Annotated in this window: 17 protein-coding genes and 6 tRNA genes; 13 read left to right on the top strand and 10 right to left on the bottom strand. The window is 76.7% G+C overall.

All coding sequences use genetic code 11. From position 1 onward, the window contains the following. Positions 1 to 157: 157 nt before the first annotated feature. The 3 genes from cobT to C0216_RS21205 all read left to right on the top strand — a co-directional run bounded on the left by cobT (position 158) and on the right by C0216_RS21205 (position 5,942). Positions 158 to 3,535, top strand: coding sequence for a nicotinate-nucleotide--dimethylbenzimidazole phosphoribosyltransferase (gene cobT, locus C0216_RS21215; RefSeq protein WP_114056806.1), 3,378 nt, complete (start codon positions 158 to 160; stop codon positions 3,533 to 3,535). A 284-nt stretch (positions 3,536 to 3,819) separates the two neighbouring features. Further along, entirely contained in the window at positions 3,820 to 5,055 is a 1,236-nt protein-coding gene (cobA, locus tag C0216_RS21210; protein ID WP_114056805.1) for a uroporphyrinogen-III C-methyltransferase, read from the top strand. Positions 5,056 to 5,117: 62 nt separating this feature from the next. Further along, entirely contained in the window at positions 5,118 to 5,942 is an 825-nt protein-coding gene (locus C0216_RS21205; protein ID WP_114056804.1) for a TrmH family RNA methyltransferase, read from the top strand. A gap of 33 nt (positions 5,943 to 5,975) precedes the next feature. Here C0216_RS21205 and C0216_RS21200 read toward each other — a convergent pair whose 3' ends face one another. Further along, positions 5,976 to 7,175 (bottom strand): serine/threonine-protein kinase, encoded by a 1,200-nt coding sequence (locus C0216_RS21200; RefSeq protein ID WP_114058820.1) that lies wholly within the window; start codon positions 7,173 to 7,175, stop codon positions 5,976 to 5,978. 565 nt (positions 7,176 to 7,740) lie between these two features. Between C0216_RS21200 and C0216_RS21195 the strand changes: the two genes are divergently transcribed. The 3 genes from C0216_RS21195 to C0216_RS21185 all read left to right on the top strand — a co-directional run bounded on the left by C0216_RS21195 (position 7,741) and on the right by C0216_RS21185 (position 9,578). Then, positions 7,741 to 7,926, top strand: coding sequence for a hypothetical protein (locus C0216_RS21195; RefSeq protein WP_114056803.1), 186 nt, complete (start codon positions 7,741 to 7,743; stop codon positions 7,924 to 7,926). A gap of 228 nt (positions 7,927 to 8,154) precedes the next feature. Next, complete coding sequence (locus tag C0216_RS21190) at positions 8,155 to 9,201, top strand: phosphotransferase family protein (protein WP_114056802.1); 1,047 nt, start codon at positions 8,155 to 8,157, stop codon at positions 9,199 to 9,201. A 68-nt stretch (positions 9,202 to 9,269) separates the two neighbouring features. Beyond that, positions 9,270 to 9,578 (top strand): zf-TFIIB domain-containing protein, encoded by a 309-nt coding sequence (locus tag C0216_RS21185; RefSeq protein ID WP_114056801.1) that lies wholly within the window; start codon positions 9,270 to 9,272, stop codon positions 9,576 to 9,578. A gap of 58 nt (positions 9,579 to 9,636) precedes the next feature. On the opposite strand, the gene C0216_RS21180 is transcribed toward C0216_RS21185, so the two are convergent. From C0216_RS21180 to C0216_RS21160, 5 genes are all read right to left on the bottom strand, one after another. Next, positions 9,637 to 9,708 (bottom strand) — tRNA-Val (locus C0216_RS21180). A 48-nt stretch (positions 9,709 to 9,756) separates the two neighbouring features. Then, positions 9,757 to 9,828 (bottom strand) — tRNA-Val (locus C0216_RS21175). A 19-nt stretch (positions 9,829 to 9,847) separates the two neighbouring features. Next, positions 9,848 to 9,919, bottom strand: a tRNA-Val gene (locus tag C0216_RS21170). A 1-nt stretch (position 9,920) separates the two neighbouring features. After that, positions 9,921 to 9,994 (bottom strand) — tRNA-Cys (locus C0216_RS21165). Between the two features lie 39 nt (positions 9,995 to 10,033). Continuing rightward, positions 10,034 to 10,106 (bottom strand) — tRNA-Gly (locus tag C0216_RS21160). A 180-nt stretch (positions 10,107 to 10,286) separates the two neighbouring features. Here C0216_RS21160 and C0216_RS21155 point away from each other — a divergent pair. From C0216_RS21155 to C0216_RS21145, 3 genes are all read left to right on the top strand, one after another. Beyond that, positions 10,287 to 11,342, top strand: coding sequence for a chorismate-binding protein (locus C0216_RS21155; RefSeq protein ID WP_162793272.1), 1,056 nt, complete (start codon positions 10,287 to 10,289; stop codon positions 11,340 to 11,342). Positions 11,343 to 11,358: 16 nt separating this feature from the next. Continuing rightward, the gene (locus C0216_RS21150) at positions 11,359 to 12,180 is read left to right on the top strand and encodes an aminotransferase class IV (protein ID WP_114056799.1); all 822 of its coding nucleotides are present in this window, start codon (positions 11,359 to 11,361) and stop codon (positions 12,178 to 12,180) included. A 73-nt stretch (positions 12,181 to 12,253) separates the two neighbouring features. Continuing rightward, positions 12,254 to 13,078, top strand: coding sequence for a GNAT family N-acetyltransferase (locus C0216_RS21145; RefSeq protein ID WP_114056798.1), 825 nt, complete (start codon positions 12,254 to 12,256; stop codon positions 13,076 to 13,078). A 19-nt stretch (positions 13,079 to 13,097) separates the two neighbouring features. On the opposite strand, the gene C0216_RS21140 is transcribed toward C0216_RS21145, so the two are convergent. Further along, positions 13,098 to 13,598 carry a DsbA family protein gene (locus C0216_RS21140; RefSeq protein WP_114056797.1) on the bottom strand — a complete coding sequence of 167 codons (501 nt, stop codon included), beginning with the start codon at positions 13,596 to 13,598 and terminating at the stop codon, positions 13,098 to 13,100. Between the two features lie 185 nt (positions 13,599 to 13,783). On the opposite strand from C0216_RS21140, the gene C0216_RS21135 reads away from it, so the two are divergent. Then, positions 13,784 to 14,212: a hypothetical protein gene (locus tag C0216_RS21135; RefSeq protein ID WP_114056796.1), complete on the top strand. Its 429-nt coding sequence runs from the start codon at positions 13,784 to 13,786 to the stop codon at positions 14,210 to 14,212. Between the two features lie 121 nt (positions 14,213 to 14,333). Further along, complete coding sequence (locus C0216_RS21130; RefSeq protein WP_114056795.1) at positions 14,334 to 14,519, top strand: hypothetical protein; 186 nt, start codon at positions 14,334 to 14,336, stop codon at positions 14,517 to 14,519. Here the strand turns inward: C0216_RS21130 and C0216_RS21125 are convergent. Both C0216_RS21125 and C0216_RS21120 read right to left on the bottom strand, forming a co-directional pair. Next, complete coding sequence (locus tag C0216_RS21125) at positions 14,460 to 15,089, bottom strand: CGNR zinc finger domain-containing protein (protein ID WP_114056794.1); 630 nt, start codon at positions 15,087 to 15,089, stop codon at positions 14,460 to 14,462. The two genes, C0216_RS21130 and C0216_RS21125, sit on opposite strands and share 60 nt — an antisense overlap. A 261-nt stretch (positions 15,090 to 15,350) precedes the next feature. Next, positions 15,351 to 15,764, bottom strand: coding sequence for an SsgA family sporulation/cell division regulator (locus tag C0216_RS21120; protein WP_030011909.1), 414 nt, complete (start codon positions 15,762 to 15,764; stop codon positions 15,351 to 15,353). 177 nt (positions 15,765 to 15,941) lie between these two features. Between C0216_RS21120 and C0216_RS21115 the strand changes: the two genes are divergently transcribed. Together C0216_RS21115 and C0216_RS21110 are read left to right on the top strand one after the other, a co-directional pair. Further along, a complete protein-coding gene (locus C0216_RS21115) occupies positions 15,942 to 16,424 on the top strand; it encodes a TIGR02611 family protein (RefSeq protein ID WP_114056793.1) in 483 nt (160 codons plus the stop codon). A gap of 45 nt (positions 16,425 to 16,469) precedes the next feature. Beyond that, a tRNA-Val gene (locus C0216_RS21110) sits at positions 16,470 to 16,541 on the top strand. A gap of 67 nt (positions 16,542 to 16,608) precedes the next feature. Here the strand turns inward: C0216_RS21110 and C0216_RS21105 are convergent. Continuing rightward, positions 16,609 to 19,065 (bottom strand): SCO7613 C-terminal domain-containing membrane protein, encoded by a 2,457-nt coding sequence (locus tag C0216_RS21105; RefSeq protein ID WP_174250433.1) that lies wholly within the window; start codon positions 19,063 to 19,065, stop codon positions 16,609 to 16,611. Positions 19,066 to 19,093 lie beyond the last annotated feature (28 nt).

The following is a 19,093-nucleotide window of genomic DNA, read 5'->3' as shown; positions in this document are numbered from 1 at the left end:
GCGGCGGTTTCGGCCGCCGCGGCGGCGAACGGGCGCGACAATGCTTACTGGTTGTCGCAGGGTGCGTACGCGGACGACGCGTCGCACGGCAACCCCGCTCGTTGGTCTTGTGGGCGCCGGGCGATCGAAGAGGCAACACGATGGGCGAGGGGTACGCATGACCGACACCGGCCAGGTACCGGGCGAGGGACTCCCGGACAACGCGGGCATGGTGGACCAGCAGGGCATTCCGGCTCAGGTCCCGCAGCCGGGCGCCTACGCCTTCCAGGACCTCGTGGACAACCCTGCCGAGGCCGAGGACGAGGAACTCCTGCTGATGCCGAGCGGCCACGGCCACGGCTCGTGGAGCGACCCGCAGGTGGTCCCGCCGGCGCCGGCCTACCCCGTCGAGACCTCCTACGGCGACGCCCCCTACGCCGACTACGCCGACTACGCCGACCCGCACGCCGCCTACGCCGGACCCGCCCACCCCGCGCCGGCCGCCTTCCCCGACCCCGCCGACGCCTCGTACGGCGCCGGCGTGCACGAGGCCGGGGGCCGCGACTCCGGCTCCCTGGACCTCGGCGGGATGGTGCCGCCGCACGCCGCCGCGCCCGCCGCACCCGCCGCCCCGCCCCGCCGGCCGCTGCACATGGGCCCCGCCGTGCCCGAGGCCACCGGAGTGGTCCGCTCCCTCGCCGACCGCGGCCCGGCCGCCCCCGTGCCGCCCGCCCCGACCGCGCCGCTGGGCGCCCCCGTCCCGCCCATGCCCATGCGCCAGGCAGGCCCGCCGACCACCGGCCCCGAATACCTGGACGTGCCCCGGCAGGACGTCCCTGCACAGGCGGCCCCGCAGCTCGGCGAGGTCCCGCCGCAGGCCGGCGTGCCCTGGGGCGCCGAACCGGTGCCCGCGGCACAGCCCGCCGCCGCGCAGGCGTTCCCCGCCGCGGAGCAGGCGCAGCCGCAGCCCGCCCCGGAGCAGGCGCAGCCGCACCCGGAGCAGCAGGCGCAGCCCGTCCCGGCGCCTGAGGCGGCAGTGACGGCCGAGACGCCCGAGACGGCCCCCGAGGCCGAGGCCGCAGCCGCTCCCGCGCCGGAGGCCACCCCGGTGGTGGAGGCCGCCGCCCCCGAAGCCGCACCGGCTGCCGAGGCCGTTCCCGCCCCTGAGGCCGTCCCTGCGCCCGAGGCCGGTGCGGAGGTCCCCGAGGCCCCGCAGCCGGAAGCCGTACAGCCCGAGGCCGTACAGCCCGAGGTCGTACAGCCGGAGGCCGTGGCCCAGCCGGAGGCCGCCGAGGCTCCTGCCGCGGAGGCCCCCGCAGAGGCGCCCGCCGCGGAGGCGCCGGCGGCTGAGGCCCCCGCCGAGCCGGTCGCCGTCCCGCAGGCCGTTCCCGCGGACCCGCAGGCCGCCGAGGCGCCCGCCGAGCAGGCCGCTCCCGGTGAGGCAGCCGAAGCCGCCGCCCCCGCGCAGCCCGCCGAGGCCGTCCAGGCCGACGCCCCCGCGGCGCCGGAGGCCGCCGCCGAGGGCGCCCCCGCCGCCGGGCAGCTGCTCGCCGCGCAGGCTCCCGCCGAGCAGGAACAGGCGCCCGGGGCGCCCCAGACCCCCGAGCAGCCCGCCGAAGCCGTCGTCCAGCCGGCCGCAGCCGCGCCCGCAGCCGCGCAGCCTGTCGACGAGCCCGTCCCGGCCGCCGAGCCCGCCGCCCAGGCGGACGCCCCCGCCGAGGCCCCGGCCCCGGCCGAGGCCCCCGCGGACCCGGCCGCCGCCGAAGCCGCCGCCCCGGCGCCCGCCGAGGGAGCCGAGCCGCAGGAGCCCGCCGCCCCCGCCGGCGAGGCCGCCCCCGGCTACGCCGACGCCGAGCGCGAGGCCGTCCTGCGGGTCATGCGCGAGCGCCGCGACATCCGCAACGGCTTCCGCACCGACCCCATCCCGCACGAGGTGCTGCTGCGCGTCCTGGAGGCCGCGCACCACGCGCCCAGCGTCGGCCACTCCCAGCCCTGGGACTTCGTCGTCATCCGCTCGGCCGAGACCCGCCGCACGATGCACGAGCTCGCCCAGCGCCAGCGCGAGGCCTACGCCAAGTCGCTGCCCAAGGGCCGGGCCAAGCAGTTCAAGGAACTGAAGATCGAGGCCATCCTCGACACCCCCGTCAACATCGTCGTCACCGCCGACCCCACCCGCGGCGGCCGCCACACCCTCGGCCGGCACACCCAGCCGCAGATGGCCCCGTACTCCTCCGCGCTCGCCGTGGAGAACCTCTGGCTCGCCGCGCGCGCCGAGGGCCTCGGCGTCGGCTGGGTCAGCTTCTTCGACGAGCGCGAGATGGTCCGCGAGCTCGGCCTGCCCGAACACCTCGAAGTCGTCGCCTACCTGTGCGTCGGATATGTCGACGAGTTCCCCGAGGAGCCCGAGCTCGCACAGGCCGGCTGGTCGCAGCGCCGGCCGCTCGCCTGGGTCGTCCACGAGGAGACGTACGGCCGCCGCGCCCTGCCCGGCGAGGCGCCGCACGACCTGCTCTCCGAGACCGTCGCCAGCATCCGCCCGCTCGACGCCAAGGCGCTCGGCGAGGCCTGGGAGCGGCAGAAGCGCATGACCAAGCCCGCCGGCGCCCTCGGCATGCTGGAGATCATCTCCGCGCAGCTCGCCGGGCTGTCCCGGGTCTGCCCGCCGCCGATCCCCGAGCCCGCCGCGGTCGCGATCTTCGCCGGCGACCACGGCGTGCACGCCCAGGGCGTCACCCCCTGGCCGCAGGAGGTCACCACGCAGATGGTGGCGAACTTCCTCGGCGGCGGCGCCGTCTGCAACGCCTTCGCCAACCAGGTCGGCGCCGAGGTCTGCGTCATCGACGTGGGCGTCGCCGGCGACCTCCCGGCCACCCCCGGCCTGCTGCCCCGCAAGGTCCGCCCCGGCACCGCCGACCTCACCGCAGGCCCCGCGATGACCCGGGAAGAGGCCGTCGCGGCCATCGAGGTCGGCATCGAGACCGCCCGCGACCTCGTCGCCGCCGGCAACAAGGCCCTGCTCACCGGTGAGATGGGCATCGCGAACACCACGGTCTCCGCCGCCCTCATCTCGGTGTTCACCGGCGCCGACCCCTCGGAGGTCACCGGCCGCGGCACCGGCATCAACGACGAGACCCACGCCCGCAAGGTGGACGTCGTCCGCCGCGCCCTGGAACTGCACCAGCCCGACCCCGCGGACCCCATCGGCGTCCTCGCGGCCATCGGCGGTCTGGAGCACGCGGCGATCGTCGGCCTCCTCCTCGGCGGCGCCTCCCTGCGCACGCCCGTCATCCTGGACGGCGTCAGCGCCGGAGCGGCCGCGCTGGTGGCCCGGGCCATCGCCCCCGAGGCGCTCTCCGCGTGCATCGCCGGGCACCGCAGCGCCGAGCCCGGGCACGTCGCCGCGCTCAACAAGCTCGGCCTGCGGCCGCTCGTCGACCTGGACCTGCGGCTCGGCGAGGGCACCGGGGCGCTCCTCGCCCTCCCGCTGGTGCAGAGCGCTGCCCGCGCGATGCACGAGGTCGCCACGTTCGACTCCGCGGGAGTCACCGAGAAGTAGGACCGTCCCGCTGCGCGGGGCCGATCCCCTCCCCGCCCCTTCCCGGAACCGGGGCTCCGCCCCGGACCCCGTACGTGGGCTCCGCGCCCGTGCCCTCAAACGCCGAGCGGGCTGGGATCAGCCCCGCCGGCGTGTGAGGCGCGTGGTCCGAAAGGCCCCGCGCAGCGGTCGGCGGGCCGGGTCGTATCGTGGACTCGCACACCCGAAACCGCACGTCACACCGGACAGGCCGCTCCAGCGCAGCAGCGGCAGCAGACCACCGCCGTCCCAGGAGCCGCACCGCCATGGCACATCCGGCACACCCCGCGTACCCCGTAGGCCTCCGCCTCGCCGGCCGCCGCGTCGTCGTCATCGGCGGCGGGCAGGTCGCCCAGCGCCGCCTTCCCGCGCTCGTCGCCGCGGGTGCCGACATCCTGCTCGTCTCGCCGTCCGCCACGCCGTCCGTCGACGCCATGGCGGAGACCGGCGAGATCCGCTGGGAGCGCCGCCGCTACCGCGAGGGCGACCTCGCCGGCGCCTGGTACGCCCTGATCGCCACCCAGCACCGCGAGGTCAACGAGCAGGCGTCCGCCGAGGCCGAGCGCGAGCGGGTCTGGTGCGTCCGCGCCGACGACGCCTCCGCCGCCACCGCATGGACGCCGGCCACCGGCCGCGTCGAGGGCGTCACCGTGGCCGTGCTCACCGGCAACGACCCGCGCCGCTCCGCGGCCGTCCGCGACGCCGTCGTCGAGGGGCTGCGCGACGGCACCCTCGCCGCGCCCGGCCACCGCCGCCGCGCCGAGGGCGGGCCCCGCGTCGCCCTCGTCGGCGGCGGCCCCGGCGACCCCGACCTGATCACCGTCCGCGGCAGGAGGCTCCTCGCCGAGGCCGACGTCGTCATCGCCGACCGGCTCGGCCCCCGCGACCTCCTCGACGAGCTCCCCCCGCATGTGGAGGTCATCGACGCCGCGAAGATCCCGTACGGCCGCTACATGGCCCAGGAGGCCATCAACAACGCCCTCGTCGAGCACGCCAAGGCCGGCAAGGCCGTCGTCCGGCTCAAGGGCGGCGACCCGTACGTCTTCGGCCGCGGCATGGAGGAGCTCCAGGCCCTCGCCGAGGCCGGCATCGCCTGCACCGTCGTCCCCGGCATCTCCAGCTCCGTCTCGGTGCCCGCCGCCGCCGGCATCCCGGTCACCCACCGAGGCGTCGCCCACGAGTTCACCGTCGTCAGCGGACACGTCGGCCCCGACGACCCGCGCTCCCTGGTGGACTGGGCCGCGCTCGCCCGGCTCACCGGCACCCTCGTCGTCCTGATGGGCGTCGACAAGATCGGCCTGATCGCCGAGGCCCTCGTCCGCCACGGCCGCCCCGCCGACACCCCGGTCGCCGTCGTCCAGGAGGGCACCACCGCGAACCAGCGCCGCGTCGACGCCACCCTGGCCACCGTCGGCGAGCGGGTCCGCACCGAGGACGTCCGCCCGCCGGCCGTCATCGTCATCGGCGAGGTCGTCCGCGTCGCGGCGGCCCCCGCGACCTGAGCCCGACCCGGCGCCCCGCAAGGGGCGTTGGCACCCCACCCCGGACAAGGCAGTATCACCCTGTGGCTGATCTCATCACCGTCGACGACCCCGACGACCCGCGCCTGCGCGACTACACCGGCCTGACCGACGTCGAGCTGCGCCGCCGCCGCGAACCCGAGGAGGGCCTCTTCATCGCCGAGGGCGAGAAGGTCATCCGGCGGGCCAAGGACGCCGGGTTCGAGATGCGGTCGATGCTGCTGTCCGCGAAGTGGGTCGACGTCATGCGCGACGTCATCGACGAGCTCCCCGCCCCCGTGTACGCGGTCACCCCCGAGGTCGCCGAGCGCGTCACCGGCTACCACGTGCACCGCGGGGCGCTCGCCTCCATGCAGCGCAAGCCGCTGCCCGAGCCCGCCGAGCTCCTCGCGGAGGGCGGCTCCGGGCGCCGCATCGCCGTCTTCGAGGGCTTCGTCGACCACGCCAACCTCGGCGCCGCCTTCCGCAGCGCCGCCGCCCTCGGCATCAGCGCGATACTCCTGTCCCCGGACTGCGCCGACCCGCTCTACCGGCGCGCCATCAAGGTGTCCATGGGATCGGTCTTCTCGGTGCCGTACGCCCGCCTCGCGGACTGGCCGGCCGACCTGGAGAAGGTGCGCGCGGCCGGCTACCGGATCCTCGCCATGACGCCCAGCCCGCAGGCCGCCTCCCTGGACCAGGTCCCGCCGGAGCGCTTCGAACGCTGCGCGATCATGCTGGGCTCGGAGGGGCACGGCCTGTCGACGCACGCCCTGCGCGCCGCCGACGAGTGGGTGCGCATCCCGATGGCCGAGGGCATCGACTCCCTGAACGTCGCCGCGGCCTCCGCGGTCGCCTTCTACGCCACCCGCCCGCACCGGCAGGCGTGACGCGGACGGCGCCGGGGCCCGCGGCCCCGGCGCTCAGAGCTTCTGCGCGGCCGCGATCCCGAGCGCCACGACCAGCGTCACCACCACGAACACGATCAGCCGCTGCCGCATCAGCCGCGGGTCCGGCCGCGACGGCCGCCGCCCCGCCCCCGTCGTCCGCGGCACCGGACGGCCGCCCGACCGGCCGCCGGTCGGCCGCGACGACGGCCCGCCGCCCCTGTTCCGCGGCGACGACGGCCGCGACGGCGGACCGCCCTGCGCACCCTTCACGGCCCTGCTGCCCGCCCCCTGCGGCGCGGGCGTGCGGCCGGTGCGCCGCTCCGCCCGCTCCTCCGGGAACGGCTGGGTCAGCCGTCCGGTGGGCCGGTCGGTCCGCACCCGCTGCGCCGGGGGGCGGCCGTCCGACAGGCCCTGCGCCTCCCGGGCCGCGATCTCCTTCAGCCGCATCGACAGCTGGAGCGTGCTGGGCCGGTCCTCGGGGTCCTTCGCCAGGCAGGCCCGCACCAGCGGCGCCAGCGCGTCCGGCACGCCCACCAGGTCCGGCTCCTCGTGCACGACCCGGTACAGCATCACCTCGGAACTGCCGTGCCCGAACGGCGAGTCGGCGGTCGCCGAGTAGGCGAGGGTGGCGCCCAGCGCGAACACGTCGGTGGCGGGCGTGACCGCCGCCCCGCGGACCTGTTCGGGCGCGAGGAACCCCGGGGAGCCCACGGCCGTCCCCACGTGGGTCAGCGTGCTGGCGCCGGTCGCCCAGGCGATCCCGAAGTCGATGATCCGAGGCCCCTTGGGCGACAGCAGGATGTTCGACGGCTTGAGGTCCCGGTGGACGACGCCCGCCTCGTGCACCGCGACCAGCCCCTCGGACAGGGCGGCCCCGATCGCGGCGATCTGCGCCGCCGTCAGCGGGCCCTCCTCGGCGACCTTGTCGTGCAGCGACGGGCCGGGCACGTACTGGGTCGCGAACCACGGGCGCTCCGCCTCCAGGTCCGCCGCCACCAGGCGCGCCGTGCACCCGCCGCGGATCCGCCGGGCGGCGGACACCTCGCGGGCGAAACGGGAGCGGAACTCCTGGTCCTCGGCCAGGTCGGGGCGGATCACCTTGAGCGCGACGCGCTGCCCCCGCCGGTCGGAGCCCAGGTAGACCACGCCCATGCCGCCGGCGCCGAGCCGCCGGTGCAGCCTGAACGAGCCGACGACACGCGGGTCCTCGCGCCGGAGCCGCATCATCGCCATGTCCACCCCGCTGACCCGTCGTCCTGTTGACGTGGCACAGCTTACGGACCATCCGCCACGAGCGCTCAGAGGCCGCGCCCTCACCGGGGCAATCGCTCGTCAGTGCGCGGGGACCTCCGCGGGGGTGCGGAACCCCGCCGTAACCGCCCCCGCCCGGCACCGTGCGGAGGCAACAACGCCCTTTTCTGGACAGGTGGTTGAGGGGTCGTCGGATACAGCGGCGCCCGGGGCGGTCCGGAGGGCGGGTGCGTGCGCCGGGCGCACCCGGCGGGGCGATCACAGTGCACCCGGTCCGGGGACCCGCATGTGCGGGGAGTGACGGAAGTGAGCGAACTCACCACGCTGTGGTCATCCCCCTCCGGGAAGACCCCCACGAAGGGGAGGCGGCCTCCAACCAGGGGAGTACACGCAGGCGGCCCCGTCATCCTCCCGGAGGCCTGCCAATGGGTACGCGGGCACGACGCCGCGTGCCCCCGCCGTGCCTAGTGTGGTGGTCATGCGGCGGGCGCACTCTCGTCCCCCGAGGTCACGCGCCCGCCGCATCCAGACGACAGGGAGAAGGACCATGGCGGACACGGCACGGCACGGGCGCAAGTCATTCGCGTTCCACGCCCACGAGTCCGGTACGCGCCACCCGCTGGTGGCCGCGGCCATGGTCCTCCCCCTGGCCGCCCTCCTGCTCTTCCTCTTCGGGGGGTTCGAGCAGGTGGCGGCGCAGGCGTCGTCCGTGGGCGCGATGCTGGGGCGCTGAGCGGCGCCCCGCCCGGGAGAGCGGCCCGGGCAGCGGCATCGGCCCGCCGAACCCCGTGGGGACGGGGGAGCGGCGGACGGCAGGTGAAGGGTGCTGCCCGTGCGGCTGGGGAGTCGGACGGGCAGCACGCTCTTTTGCCCTCCCGCCGTGCCGCGGTTGCCGCCGCGGCGTTCCGTAACCTGCTGTGCGAGGGCCGGTGGCCCAGTCACGCACAGGCGGGGAGCAGCGATGAACCAGGAGCATGCCGCCCGGCGCCTCGGGAAGGGCGCGGTGCCCGCGCCGGCCGCACCGCTGCCCGCCGCACTGGCCGCGTACGCCACCGGCGAGCCGGAGCCGGCGTACCGGCTCCTCGCCGAGCGCGAGGACGGCACGGTCGTGCGCTGCGGGCAGGTCGTGGCCAAGGCGCACGCCGCCGACAGCGATCCCGAGGAACTGGCCGTACGGATGCGGATCGCCGCCGACCGGGCCCTCGCGGGGGTGCTGCTCCCGCCGCTGCGGCCGGTGGCGGGACTGCTGCGGGGCCGGCCGGTGTCGCTGTGGCCGTACGGGGACCCGGTCGACGCCGAGCGCCCGGAGGACGCTCCGTGGGAGGCGGCGGCGGAGCTGCTGGCGGCGCTGCACCGGGTCCCGCTGGCGGCCCTGCCCGGGCCGCTGCCCGCCATGCGGGGCCCGGCGAAGCTGGCGCGGGCCCTGGGCCGGCTGGCCCGCGCGGGCGGCCCGGACCGCGGCCCCCGCCCGGACGCGGACTCCGCGCCCGCCCCGGGCGGCAGCCGGGGCGGCTCCGGCCTGGGCCCCCAGGCCGTCTGGGACGCGGCGCGGACCCTGCCCGCGTGGGCGCGCGGGGAGGCCCCGGCGCCGGGCGGCGGGGTCCTGTGCCACGGCGACCTCCACCTGGGCCAGTTGGTGCGGGGGAGCGCCGCGGGCGGAGGCTGGCGGCTGATCGACGTCGACGACCTGGGGGTGGGGGCGCCCGCCTGGGACCTGGCCCGGCCCGCCGCCTGGTTCGCCGCGGGGGTCCTCGGCAGCAGCGCCTGGGGCCGGTTCCTGGAGGCCTACCGGGCCGCGGGCGGCCCGGCCGCGGGGCCCCCCGGCTGCGACCCGTGGCCGGCCCTGGACACGGCGGCCCGCGCCCTGACCGTGCAGACGGCCGCGCTGGCCCTCGCCAAGGCCGCGGAGAACCGGCGCAGGCTCGACGACGTGGAGCGGCTCATGGTCGAATCCTGTGCCCGAATCGGCACGCTCCCGCCCGACTTGGCAGGCACCCGTCCGGCGTAGGGTGAGGGCGTCCCTGCACCGGGCGGGCGCCCGGTGCCGACGCACGACGGCGAGGAGTTGGTCCGGCCATGCAGTGCCCGAAGTGCCACGCGATGATGCACACCTACAACCGCAACGGCGTCCAGATCGAGCAGTGCAGCGGCTGCCGCGGCATCTTCCTCGACTACGGGGAGCTGGAGGCGCTGACCCGGCTGGAGTCGCAGTACACCGCCGGCCAGTACGGGCAGGTCCCGCCGCCGGCCGCGCCCCCGGCGCCGTACCCGGCCCCGCATGCGGCGCCGCACGCCGCTCCGGCCTGGGGCGCCCCGCACCACGGGCACCACGGCCACCCCGGGCACCACCGCAAGGGCTTCGGGCGCATGCTGTTCTCGTCCTGATCCCCCGGCCGCACACGCGGAAGCCCCGGCCGTCGAGACGGCCGGGGCTTCCGGTCGGTGCGCGATACTGGGATTGAACCAGTGACCTCTTCCGTGTCAGGGAAGCGCTCTCCCGCTGAGCTAATCGCGCGGGCCACGGCTGTGCAGCCGCAGGTGAAACGGTGTTGCAGGTACTGCGTGCGCGATACTGGGATTGAACCAGTGACCTCTTCCGTGTCAGGGAAGCGCTCTCCCGCTGAGCTAATCGCGCGGGGGATCCGAAGATCCTGTGGACGATACTGGGATTGAACCAGTGACCTCTTCCGTGTCAGGGAAGCGCTCTCCCGCTGAGCTAATCGTCCTTGGAGGTGGAGACGGGATTTGAACCCGTGTAGACGGCTTTGCAGGCCGTTGCCTCGCCTCTCGGCCACTCCACCTCGGAGTTGCAGGGTATCTCGGGAAGATCCCCCACTCAGAGCGGACGACGAGACTCGAACTCGCGACATCCACCTTGGCAAGGTGGTGCTCTACCAACTGAGCTACGTCCGCACCGTCACCCTGTTCGCTCCGGGGTTTCCCCCTTCGCTCCCTGGCGACGTGTTGAACTCTAGCGGATTCCCGGGCCAGCTCAAAAACGCGTTTCCGCAGCGTGCTGCCGCCCGATCACCACCGGTCACCCGCCGGTCACCTCCCCGGCGCCTTTCGGCCACCGGGCCTAGACTCGCAGCCGTGCACGACCTGCTTCCCCTGGCCCGCTTCGGCGGCCTCCTCGCGACCGACCTCCGCGACGTCACCAGCGACCCCGCGGCCCTGGACTCCTCCGGCTTCTGGGCGGTGGCCGCCGACTTCGAGGGGCGCCTGGTCTGCGCGCGCTTCGGGGACATACGCCCCGACCCCGTCCCGGAGCCCGTCCCCGGAGCCTGGCGCGGCCCCGCCGCCGACCGGTGGTCCTCCTCCCTGGACCGCGCGGCCTACACGGCGGGCGTCCGCCGCATCCGCGAGCACATCGCCGCCGGCGAGGTCTACCAGGCCAACCTGTGCCGCGTCATGTCCGCACCGCTGCCCGACCCCGACCGCGCCGACGTCGACGCCCTGACCGCACTGCTGGCCCGCGGCAACCCGGCCCCCTATGCAGGAACGATCCGCCTGCCGGCGCACGGAGTGGAGATCGCCACCGCCTCCCCGGAGCTCTACCTGCGCCGCTCCGGCCGCCACGTCGAGTCCGGGCCCATCAAGGGCACCGGCCGCACCGCCGCCGACCTCCTCCCCAAGGACCACGCCGAGAACGTGATGATCGTGGACCTGGTCCGCAACGACCTCGGCCGCGTCTGCGCCACCGGCTCCGTCGCCGTCCCCGAACTGTGCGCCGTCGAGGAGCACCCCGGCCTCGTCCACCTCGTCTCCACCGTCAGCGGGGAACTCGCCGAAGGCGCCGGCTGGCCCGAACTGCTCGCCGCGACCTTCCCGCCCGGCTCGGTCACGGGCGCCCCCAAGTCCTCGGCGCTGCGGATCATCGAGGCGCTGGAGACGGCCCCGCGCGGCCCCTACTGCGGCGGCATCGGCTGGGTGGACGCCGATCGCGGCCTCGCCGAGCTCGCCGTCGGCATCCGGACCTTCTGGATCGACCGCCGGGCCCCCGGCGGCGCCCGCCTCCTCTTCGGCACCGGCGCCGGCATCACCTGGGGATCCGACCCCGAGCGCGAATGGGCCGAGACCGAGCTGAAGGCCGCCCGCCTGCTGGAGGTAGCGTCGGGCTCCCGGGCGGTGACAGGTGCCCCCGGGTGAGCGGAGGGATCGTACGGTGAGGATCTGGCTCGACGGCGCACTGCGGGACGCCGACCACGCGCACGTGTCCGTGTTCGACCACGGGCTGACGGTCGGCGACGGCGTGTTCGAGACGGTGAAGGCGGAGCGCGGGAAGGCCTTCGCACTCACCCGCCACCTGGAGCGGCTCGCCCGCTCCGCCCGCGGCCTCGGACTGCCCGAGCCTGACCTGGACGAGGTGCGCCGCGCCTGCGCGGCCGTCCTCGACGACAGCCCCGTCCCCCTGGGCCGCCTGCGCATCACCTACACCGGCGGCATCTCCCCCCTCGGCTCCGACCGCGGGGACAGCGGCCCCACGCTCCTCGTCGCCCTCGGCGCCGCCACCCGGCGGCCCGACACCACCGCCGTGATCACCGTCCCCTGGGTGCGCAACGAGCGCTCCGCAGTGGCCGGCCTCAAGACCACCTCGTACGCCGAGAACGTCGTCGCCCTCGCCGCCGCGAACAAGGCCGGCGCCTCCGAGGCCCTCTTCGCCAACACCGTCGGCCAGCTGTGCGAGGGCACCGGATCCAACGTGTTCGTCGTCCTCGACGGCGAGCTCTACACCCCGCCCGTCTCCTCCGGCTGCCTCGCCGGCATCACCCGCGCCCTCGTCGCCGAGTGGGTGGGCGCCAAGGAGGCCGACCTCCCCTTCGCCGCCCTGGAGCAGGCCGAGGAGGTCTTCCTCACCTCCACCCTGCGCGACGTCCAGGCCGTCCACCGCATCGACGGCCGCACCGCCCCCGCCGCCCCCGGACCGGTCACGGCCCGCGCCGCGCGGATCTTCGAGGAGCGCGCCGCGGACGACCTCGACCCGTAGGCCGGCCGCGCCCGAGGGCGCCGGCCTCCGAATTCGCTGTCGTACGGGGCCCCGCGGCGGGTACACATCCCTGATGACCACCACGCTGCGGCCGAGCGGGCCGCTCCAGGAGGGCGCCGCCGGCGCCCGCTCGCGCCCGTACGAGATCCGGGTCAACAGCCGGCGCGTCGGCGCCCTGCTCCTCGCCTGCGACAGCGCCTTCGGGCCGGCCGTCGGCGAGATCCGCGACCTCGCCGTCGACGAGCCCGACCGGAGGCGCGGGCGCGCCACCGTCGGCGCGCTCGCCGCCGAGGAGGTCCTGCGCGGCTGGGGCTGCCGGCGCGTCCAGGCGTCCGTGCCCGCCGACTCCCCGGGCGGCCTGCGCATGGCCGCCTCCCTCGGCTACACCGAGTACAGCCGCGCCATGGCCAAGGAGCTCCCCGACGCCCCGCCCGCCCTGCCCGCCGGGACCGCGGGCCGGCCGATGACCGCGCAGGAGTACGCGCGGTGGCTGCCCGCCGCCGTCGACGGCTACGCCGAGGACATGGCTAGCCGGGGCATGCCCGCCGCGGCGGCGCGGCGGAAGGCCGAGGACGACCACGACCGACAGCTGCCGCAGGGAGGCGACACGCCCGGCAACGACCTCCTCGTGCTGGAGGCGGCCGGGGAACCGGTCGGACACGTCTGGACCGGGCCCTCCGCATCCGGCGCGTACGTCTACGACGTCGCGGTCGCAGAGGCGCACCGCGGGCGCGGGCACGGCCGCTCCCTGATGCTCCTGGCCGAACGGGCCGCGCTCGCCCGCGGCCACCGCACGCTCGGCCTCCAGGTCTTCGCAGGGAACACGCCCGCCCTGCGGCTCTACGAGTCGCTGGGCTACCGCCCGGTCCGGTTCACCTACGGCAAGGACCTGCTCTGAGCCGCCGAACCGGCCCCGGCTACGCGCCTTCGGCCAGCAGCCGGTCCGCGATCTCCTCGATGCGGGCCCGCAGCCCCTCCTGGCTCTTGCCGCCGTCGAGGCGCTCGCCGCCGATCACGTACGTCGGGGTGCCGGACACCCCGATCGCCTTGCCCTCGGCCTGGTCGGCGTCCACGATCAGGATGTGCCGGCCGTCGATCAGAGCCGTGTCGAACTCCTCGGCATCCAGGCCGAGTTCGCGCGCCACGTCCAGCAGGACCGCCTCGCCGCGCTCGGCGAGCTCGGCGGTCCGGGCCAGTACCGCCTCCGCGTACGGCCAGCCCTGCCCCTGCACGGCCGCCTCCTCGGCGGCCTGCGCGGCGGCGAAGGCGTGCTTGTGCTTCTCCAGGGGGAAGTGGCGCAGCCGGATGTCCAGCCGGTCGCCGTAGCGGGCGCGCAGGGCCCGTACGTCGTCCAGGGCGCTGTGGCAGTCCGGGCACTGGAGTTCGCACCAGACGTCGAGGATCACGGAATCGGTCATGCCGACAGTCTCCCAGCCGCCCGGCCGCGCCCGGCCCGCGCACCCCCGGCGGAGGAGACCGACCCGGAGATGTCCCGGAGATCGGCGCCGGAGCCCCGGGGATCGTGGCCGCTCCGGCGGCCGGCGGTGCAGGATGGAGGGAGCGGGGAACGAAGAGGGCCCCGACAGCCGCCCTGGAGGACCGCATGCTCGCCGAGACCGTATGTTCCGCGCTGGCCGCGGCGGGCCTGGGCATCGCCGCGGTGACCGCGTTCCGCAGGCGCTACCTCACGGCCACCAGGATCGCCGCGTACGCCCTGGTCCCCGCGGGCCTGGTGCTGACCGGCGTCGTCGAGTGGGCGGCGGGAATCGTCTTCCAGCCCGCCGTCTGGGTCGGCTTCGGCCTGCTGGGCCTGTCCTGGCTGCTGCTGGCGGCCACCAGGGCCGTCGAGCGGCGCGGCGCGGGCAAGGCGCGCAAGGCCGCCGAGGCCTCCGGCCCGCAGGCCGTCGCCCCCGCCGCGGCGGCGCCCCAGGTCGGCCGGGGGAGCCGCCCGCCGGCCGCACCGGGCCGGGCGGCCGCTCCCGAGGAGGACTTCTCCGACATCGAGGCCATCCTGAAGAAGCACGGCATCTGAGCCGGCGCCCCGCCGCCCGCCCCCGCATTGCCGCGCCGGTGACCGGAAGGGGTGAACGCGGCCGCCGCACAGGCGTGTTGGGGCCGGCCCCGCACCGTGTGTGGGCCATCATCGCCCCGACATGCCGGACACACCGCACGGGGCGCCGGCCGCACCGGCCCGGACGCCCGCCACGGCCCCCGCTCACGCCGCCGAGGAGCAGCGCGGCTGCCTCTTCGCGCTCTCGCAGCCCCCGCTGATGATCTTCCTAGCGGTGGTCGGCACCCTGCTGCTGCTGGCCGGCGTGCACGACCTGTTCCTGCTCTGAGCGGCCCGCCGGCCCCGCGTCGGCCTCCTTGCGCCGCGCCCGGTACGCCGCCACGTGCAGCCGGTTCCCGCAGGTCCGGCTGTCGCAGTAGCGCCGGGAGCGGTTGCGGGAGAGGTCCACGAAGGCCCGCCGGCAGTCCGGCGCCTCGCAGCGGCGCAGCCGCTCCTCCTCGCCCGCGACGACGATGAACGCGAGCGCCATCCCGCCGTCGGCGGCCAGGTGGTCTCCCAGGGAGGCGCCGGGGGCGAAGTAGTGCACGTGCCAGTCGTAGCCGTCGTGGTCGGTGAGCTGCGGCGTGGTTCCCGCCGTCGCCACCAGCTCGTTGATCAGCGAGGCCGCGGCGCGGGCGGTCGGCGCGGCGAAGACCTGCGCGAACTTGCCCCGGACCGTCCGCACGCCCGCCAGGTCCCGCACGCCGAGCTCGCCGACGTCGCTGATGTCGTACTCCCGGACGAAGGCGCGCAGCGAGCCCAGGTCCGCGAGGCCGTCGGGCTGGTCCGCCTCGGCGGCCGTGTTCACCAGAGCGACGACGACGTCGAGCGCTCGACGGGTGTCGTGGGGGATCTGCACGGAACTCGCTCCCTGTGGCCGGGCCTGCTGCGACGGGCCGGTGTCGCCGCCGGGGGCCGACTCTAGCCGCCCGGCGCCCCGGCCGGGAGGTGCCTCCGGCGCGAACAAGCACACCGGCGCCGCTCCCGCGGACGGCTTCCGCGGGAACAGCGCCGGCACTGCCGTATGTGGTTCTCCAGCCGGCCCGCACCGTCGCCCCGAGTCGGACGGTGCCGAGCGGCCCCCGGCCTCAGCCGGGAGTTTCTTCCCCGTGGGGCCGGCTCAGCTCTCGGCCAGGATGTGTGAGAGCTCCTTGTCGAGGTCGAAGTGCCGGTGCTCGGTCCCGGGCGGGACCGCGGCGTCCGTCCGCTTGAGGAATGACTCGAGTGCCCGGGCGGGCGCCTCGAGCAAAGCTTCTCCCTCCGGTGAGCTCAGGGCGATGCAGACGACGCCCTGACCGTGGCTGCGGGACGGCCAGACACGGACGTCCCCGGTTCCGGTGGGCCGGTGCAGGCCCTCCGCGAGCAGGTCGCGGGCGAACACCCACTCGACCGTCTCCTCGGCGCCGGTGTGGAAGGTGGCGTGCACGGCGTAGGGGTCGGCCGTGTCATACCGCAGGCCCGCGGGAACAGGCAGTGAGGACTCGCTCGACACAACGAGGCGCAGGTGCAGCTCGCAGCTGACCGTGGTGTTCATAAGCGCCAGGGCCTTTCGCTCAGTGTGCGCTCGGGGATTCGCACGTCGGCGAAATCGACATGCCACCTACGGTGCCGTTGTAAACCCCTCTGACCGTTTTGCGGCCCTCTGGGTCCCTCGGACGGCGGATCCAAACCTCCGTTCACGTGTGCTTCCGGCTCCGGTAGATTCGAGCCCATGAACACGGGGAGTCACCGCGAGGCCGGGGCGTCCAACGCCCAGGAGACCGCCGGGCACGTCGCCGGCGGGGCCGCCGGCACCAGCGCCGGAGAGACCGAACAGGAAGCGCCGCACGTTTCGAGGGCGCCGGAATTCATCAAGAGGCGCCGCACCCTGCACCTGAGCTGGCAGGTCGGCGTCTTCATCGTGGGCCTCGCCGTGATCGGCGCAGGCGCGGCGATGCTCGTCCTGCCCGGCCCCGGGTGGGTCGCGATCTTCGCCGGCCTGGCGATCTGGGCGACCGAGTTCGCCTGGGCGCAGCTCGTCCTGCGCTGGACGAAGCGCAAGGTCACCGAGGCCGCCCAGAAGGCGCTCGACCCGAAGGTCCGCCGCCGCAACCTGATCCTGACCGGCACCGGTCTCGTGATCGCGGGCGCGCTGATCGGCTTCTACCTGTGGGAGTACGGGCTCACACTGCCCTGGGACCTCAAGGACCAGTGATGGTCCGGGGCGCCGCTGACATGCGGTAATGTTTGCGGTGTGCCCGGGCGATTAGCTCAGTGGGAGAGCACTTCGTTCACACCGAAGGGGTCACTGGTTCGAACCCAGTATCGCCCACCCGGACCGAGGGCCCGGAGACGTGAAACCGTCTCCGGGCCCTCGGCGTTTCCGCCGGGGCCCGCCCTCAGACCAGCCGGCCCAGCGCCTCCCGCAGGCGCCGCGCGTCGCGCAGCCGCTTCTCGTACGTCGCCCCGACCGCCAGGAGCAGCAGCCCCGCCAGCGCCGGGAGCACCCAGCGCGGCAGCAGCCCGGCCACCTGCACCACGTACGGGGCCAGCTCGTGCACCGCGACGGCCGCCAGGCAGGCCCCGCCCAGCAGCAGCGGCGCCTGGAGCCGCCGGCGGGCGCCCGCCAGGGTCACCGCCAGCGCCCCCGCGCCGAGCAGCAGCGGCCGCAGCCAGTGCCCGTCCCCCCACACCGCGGCCAGGCTCGGCAGCAGCGTCGCGGCCAGGCCCGGCCCGTACGCCGTCCAGGAGGAGGCCAGCGGGTCCCGGCGGCGGCGTACGAAGCCCACCGCGAGCGCGGCCGCCGTCACCGGCAGCGTGTACGCCTCCACCGCCGCCACCCCCGACTCCCACAGCCGCAGCCAGGCCGCGGCCACGCCGAGCACCGCCGCGGCCCACCCGAGCCGGCGCCGCTCGGACCGTACCGCGGCTCCCGCGCACACCACCCCGGCGAGCGCGCACGCCGCCGACCACAGCGCGGGCCGGCCGGCCGGGAGCAGCACCGCCACCACACCGGCCGCCGCGGCCGCCGCCTCGGCGGGCACCCGTACGCGGCCCAGGCGCGGGCCCGCGGCCGCCACCGCGGCCGGCACCGCGAGCAGCGGCAGCGACCAGCGGGGCGCCGACAGCCCGGCCAGCGCGCCGGCGGCCGCCACCAGGCCGGCGGCCGCCGCCACGGCGAGCACCGCCCCGCCCGCCCGCACGGCCGCCGGAGCGGTACGCCGGGCCGCCACGGCCGCGCTGCCCGCGCCGACGGCGCCCAGGACCGCGAAGGTCGCCGCCCGCCCGTCCAGGGCCGCCAGGGACACCGCCACCGCACCGGCCGCCGCGCAGAGCGCCGCAGCAGCCCGCGCCGGGCCGTCCGCCGCGGCCGCGGCCGGGCGCACCGCGAGGAGCGCGGACGCCGCCGTCACCGCCAGCTGGGCGCCGAGCACCGCCGCGACCGGCAGCCCGTACCCCAGCGGCGCCGCGAACAGCGCGGCCCAGCCGCACACCACCGCGGCCGCGCCCGCCGCCGCGGGCCCCGCCGCCGGGGTGGCCGCGGGAGCCGGACCGGCCGGCCGCTGCGGGCGCGCCGCCAGCCGGAGGGACGGCATCCGCCGCGCCCACCAGGCCGCGCCGCCCGCCAGCAGCAGTGCCACCACGGCCGCGGCGCCGGGACCGTGCGCATCGGCCGGGGCCGTCGCCTCCCACGCCTCGCGCACCACCGAGAGCCGCCCCGCCACGGCCCGGCCGGCCGCCGCCAGCCCCCACAGCGCAACGAGGGAGGCCACCGCGGCACCCGCCGCACCCAGGCCGCGCCGCACCGACCCCGGCACCCCGCCGGCCGCGGCCGCCCCCAGCAGCGGCAGCGCAGCCGCCAGCACCGCGACCGCCGCCCAGCCCCCGGACACCTCCGGCAGCACCGGTCCGGCCAGCGCCGCCACCGCGGCCAGCCCGCCCGCCGACGCCGCCACCGCGGCCGACGGGAACCGCCAGGCCACCGCCACACCCAGCACCGCGCACCCCGCCGCCAGCAGCGCCGGACCCGCGGCAGCCCCCGCGCTCCCGGCCGCGGCCAGCCGCACCGCCGCCGCCAGCAGGGCACCCGCACCGAGCAGGCCCGCCGGCACCCACACCGCCGCGGCCGTCCACGCGGCCCGCGCCCGCAGCCACCCCGCGCACGCCGGGACCGCCGCGAGGGCGCCGTCCAGGGCCGCCGTCGCCAGCAGCGCCCACCCGAACGCCACCGGGCCCGCCTCCGCCGCGAGCGCCGCCAGCGGCAGCGGCAGCTGCACCGCGAGCACCGCGGCCGGAGCGGGCACCGCGAGCCGGGGGAGCACCGCCCCGTACGCCGCCCACAGCGCGGCCAGCACCGCCGCGGCCCCCGCCGCGTACGCCGTCCCGTCCGCCCCCGTGAACGCGACCGCGTACAGCGCGTACGCGTCCAGCACCGTCAGCAGCAGACCCACCGCCGCCACCGACTCGGCCGTCGACCGCAGCCCGCGCCGCACCAGCAGCGCCGGCGCGGCCAGCGCCCCCGCCGTCACCGCAGCCAGGACGGCGGCCCGCCCGCCGATGCCCAGCGAGCCCCAGCTCACCAGCGTGAACGCCAGCGCCGCCACCGCCAGCAGCACCGCACCCAGCGTCAGCAGCACGTTCTGCGCGCCCGGAGCCGACGCCTCGGGGCCGCGCCCCGCCCCCGGCACCGGGGCCGCCGCGGCACCCCATCCGGCCGGAGCCGCCCACCCGGCGGGCGCCGCCGACCGCAGCAGCCACTCCCGGCGGGCCAGCAGATAGCCGCGGCGCGCATCCAGATGCGCCAGCTCGCGGTCGATGAGCGCCAGCTCCTGGGCCGGCGGGAGGGGTGTGTCCATGCCCCGCAGTGTGGCGCCCGCCACCGGC

It is taken from the genome of Streptomyces globosus, assembly GCF_003325375.1.
Classification (GTDB): domain Bacteria; phylum Actinomycetota; class Actinomycetes; order Streptomycetales; family Streptomycetaceae; genus Streptomyces; species Streptomyces globosus_A.
The sequence above is the reverse complement of the archived record's forward strand: the minus strand, read 5'-3'. Positions and strand labels throughout refer to the sequence as shown.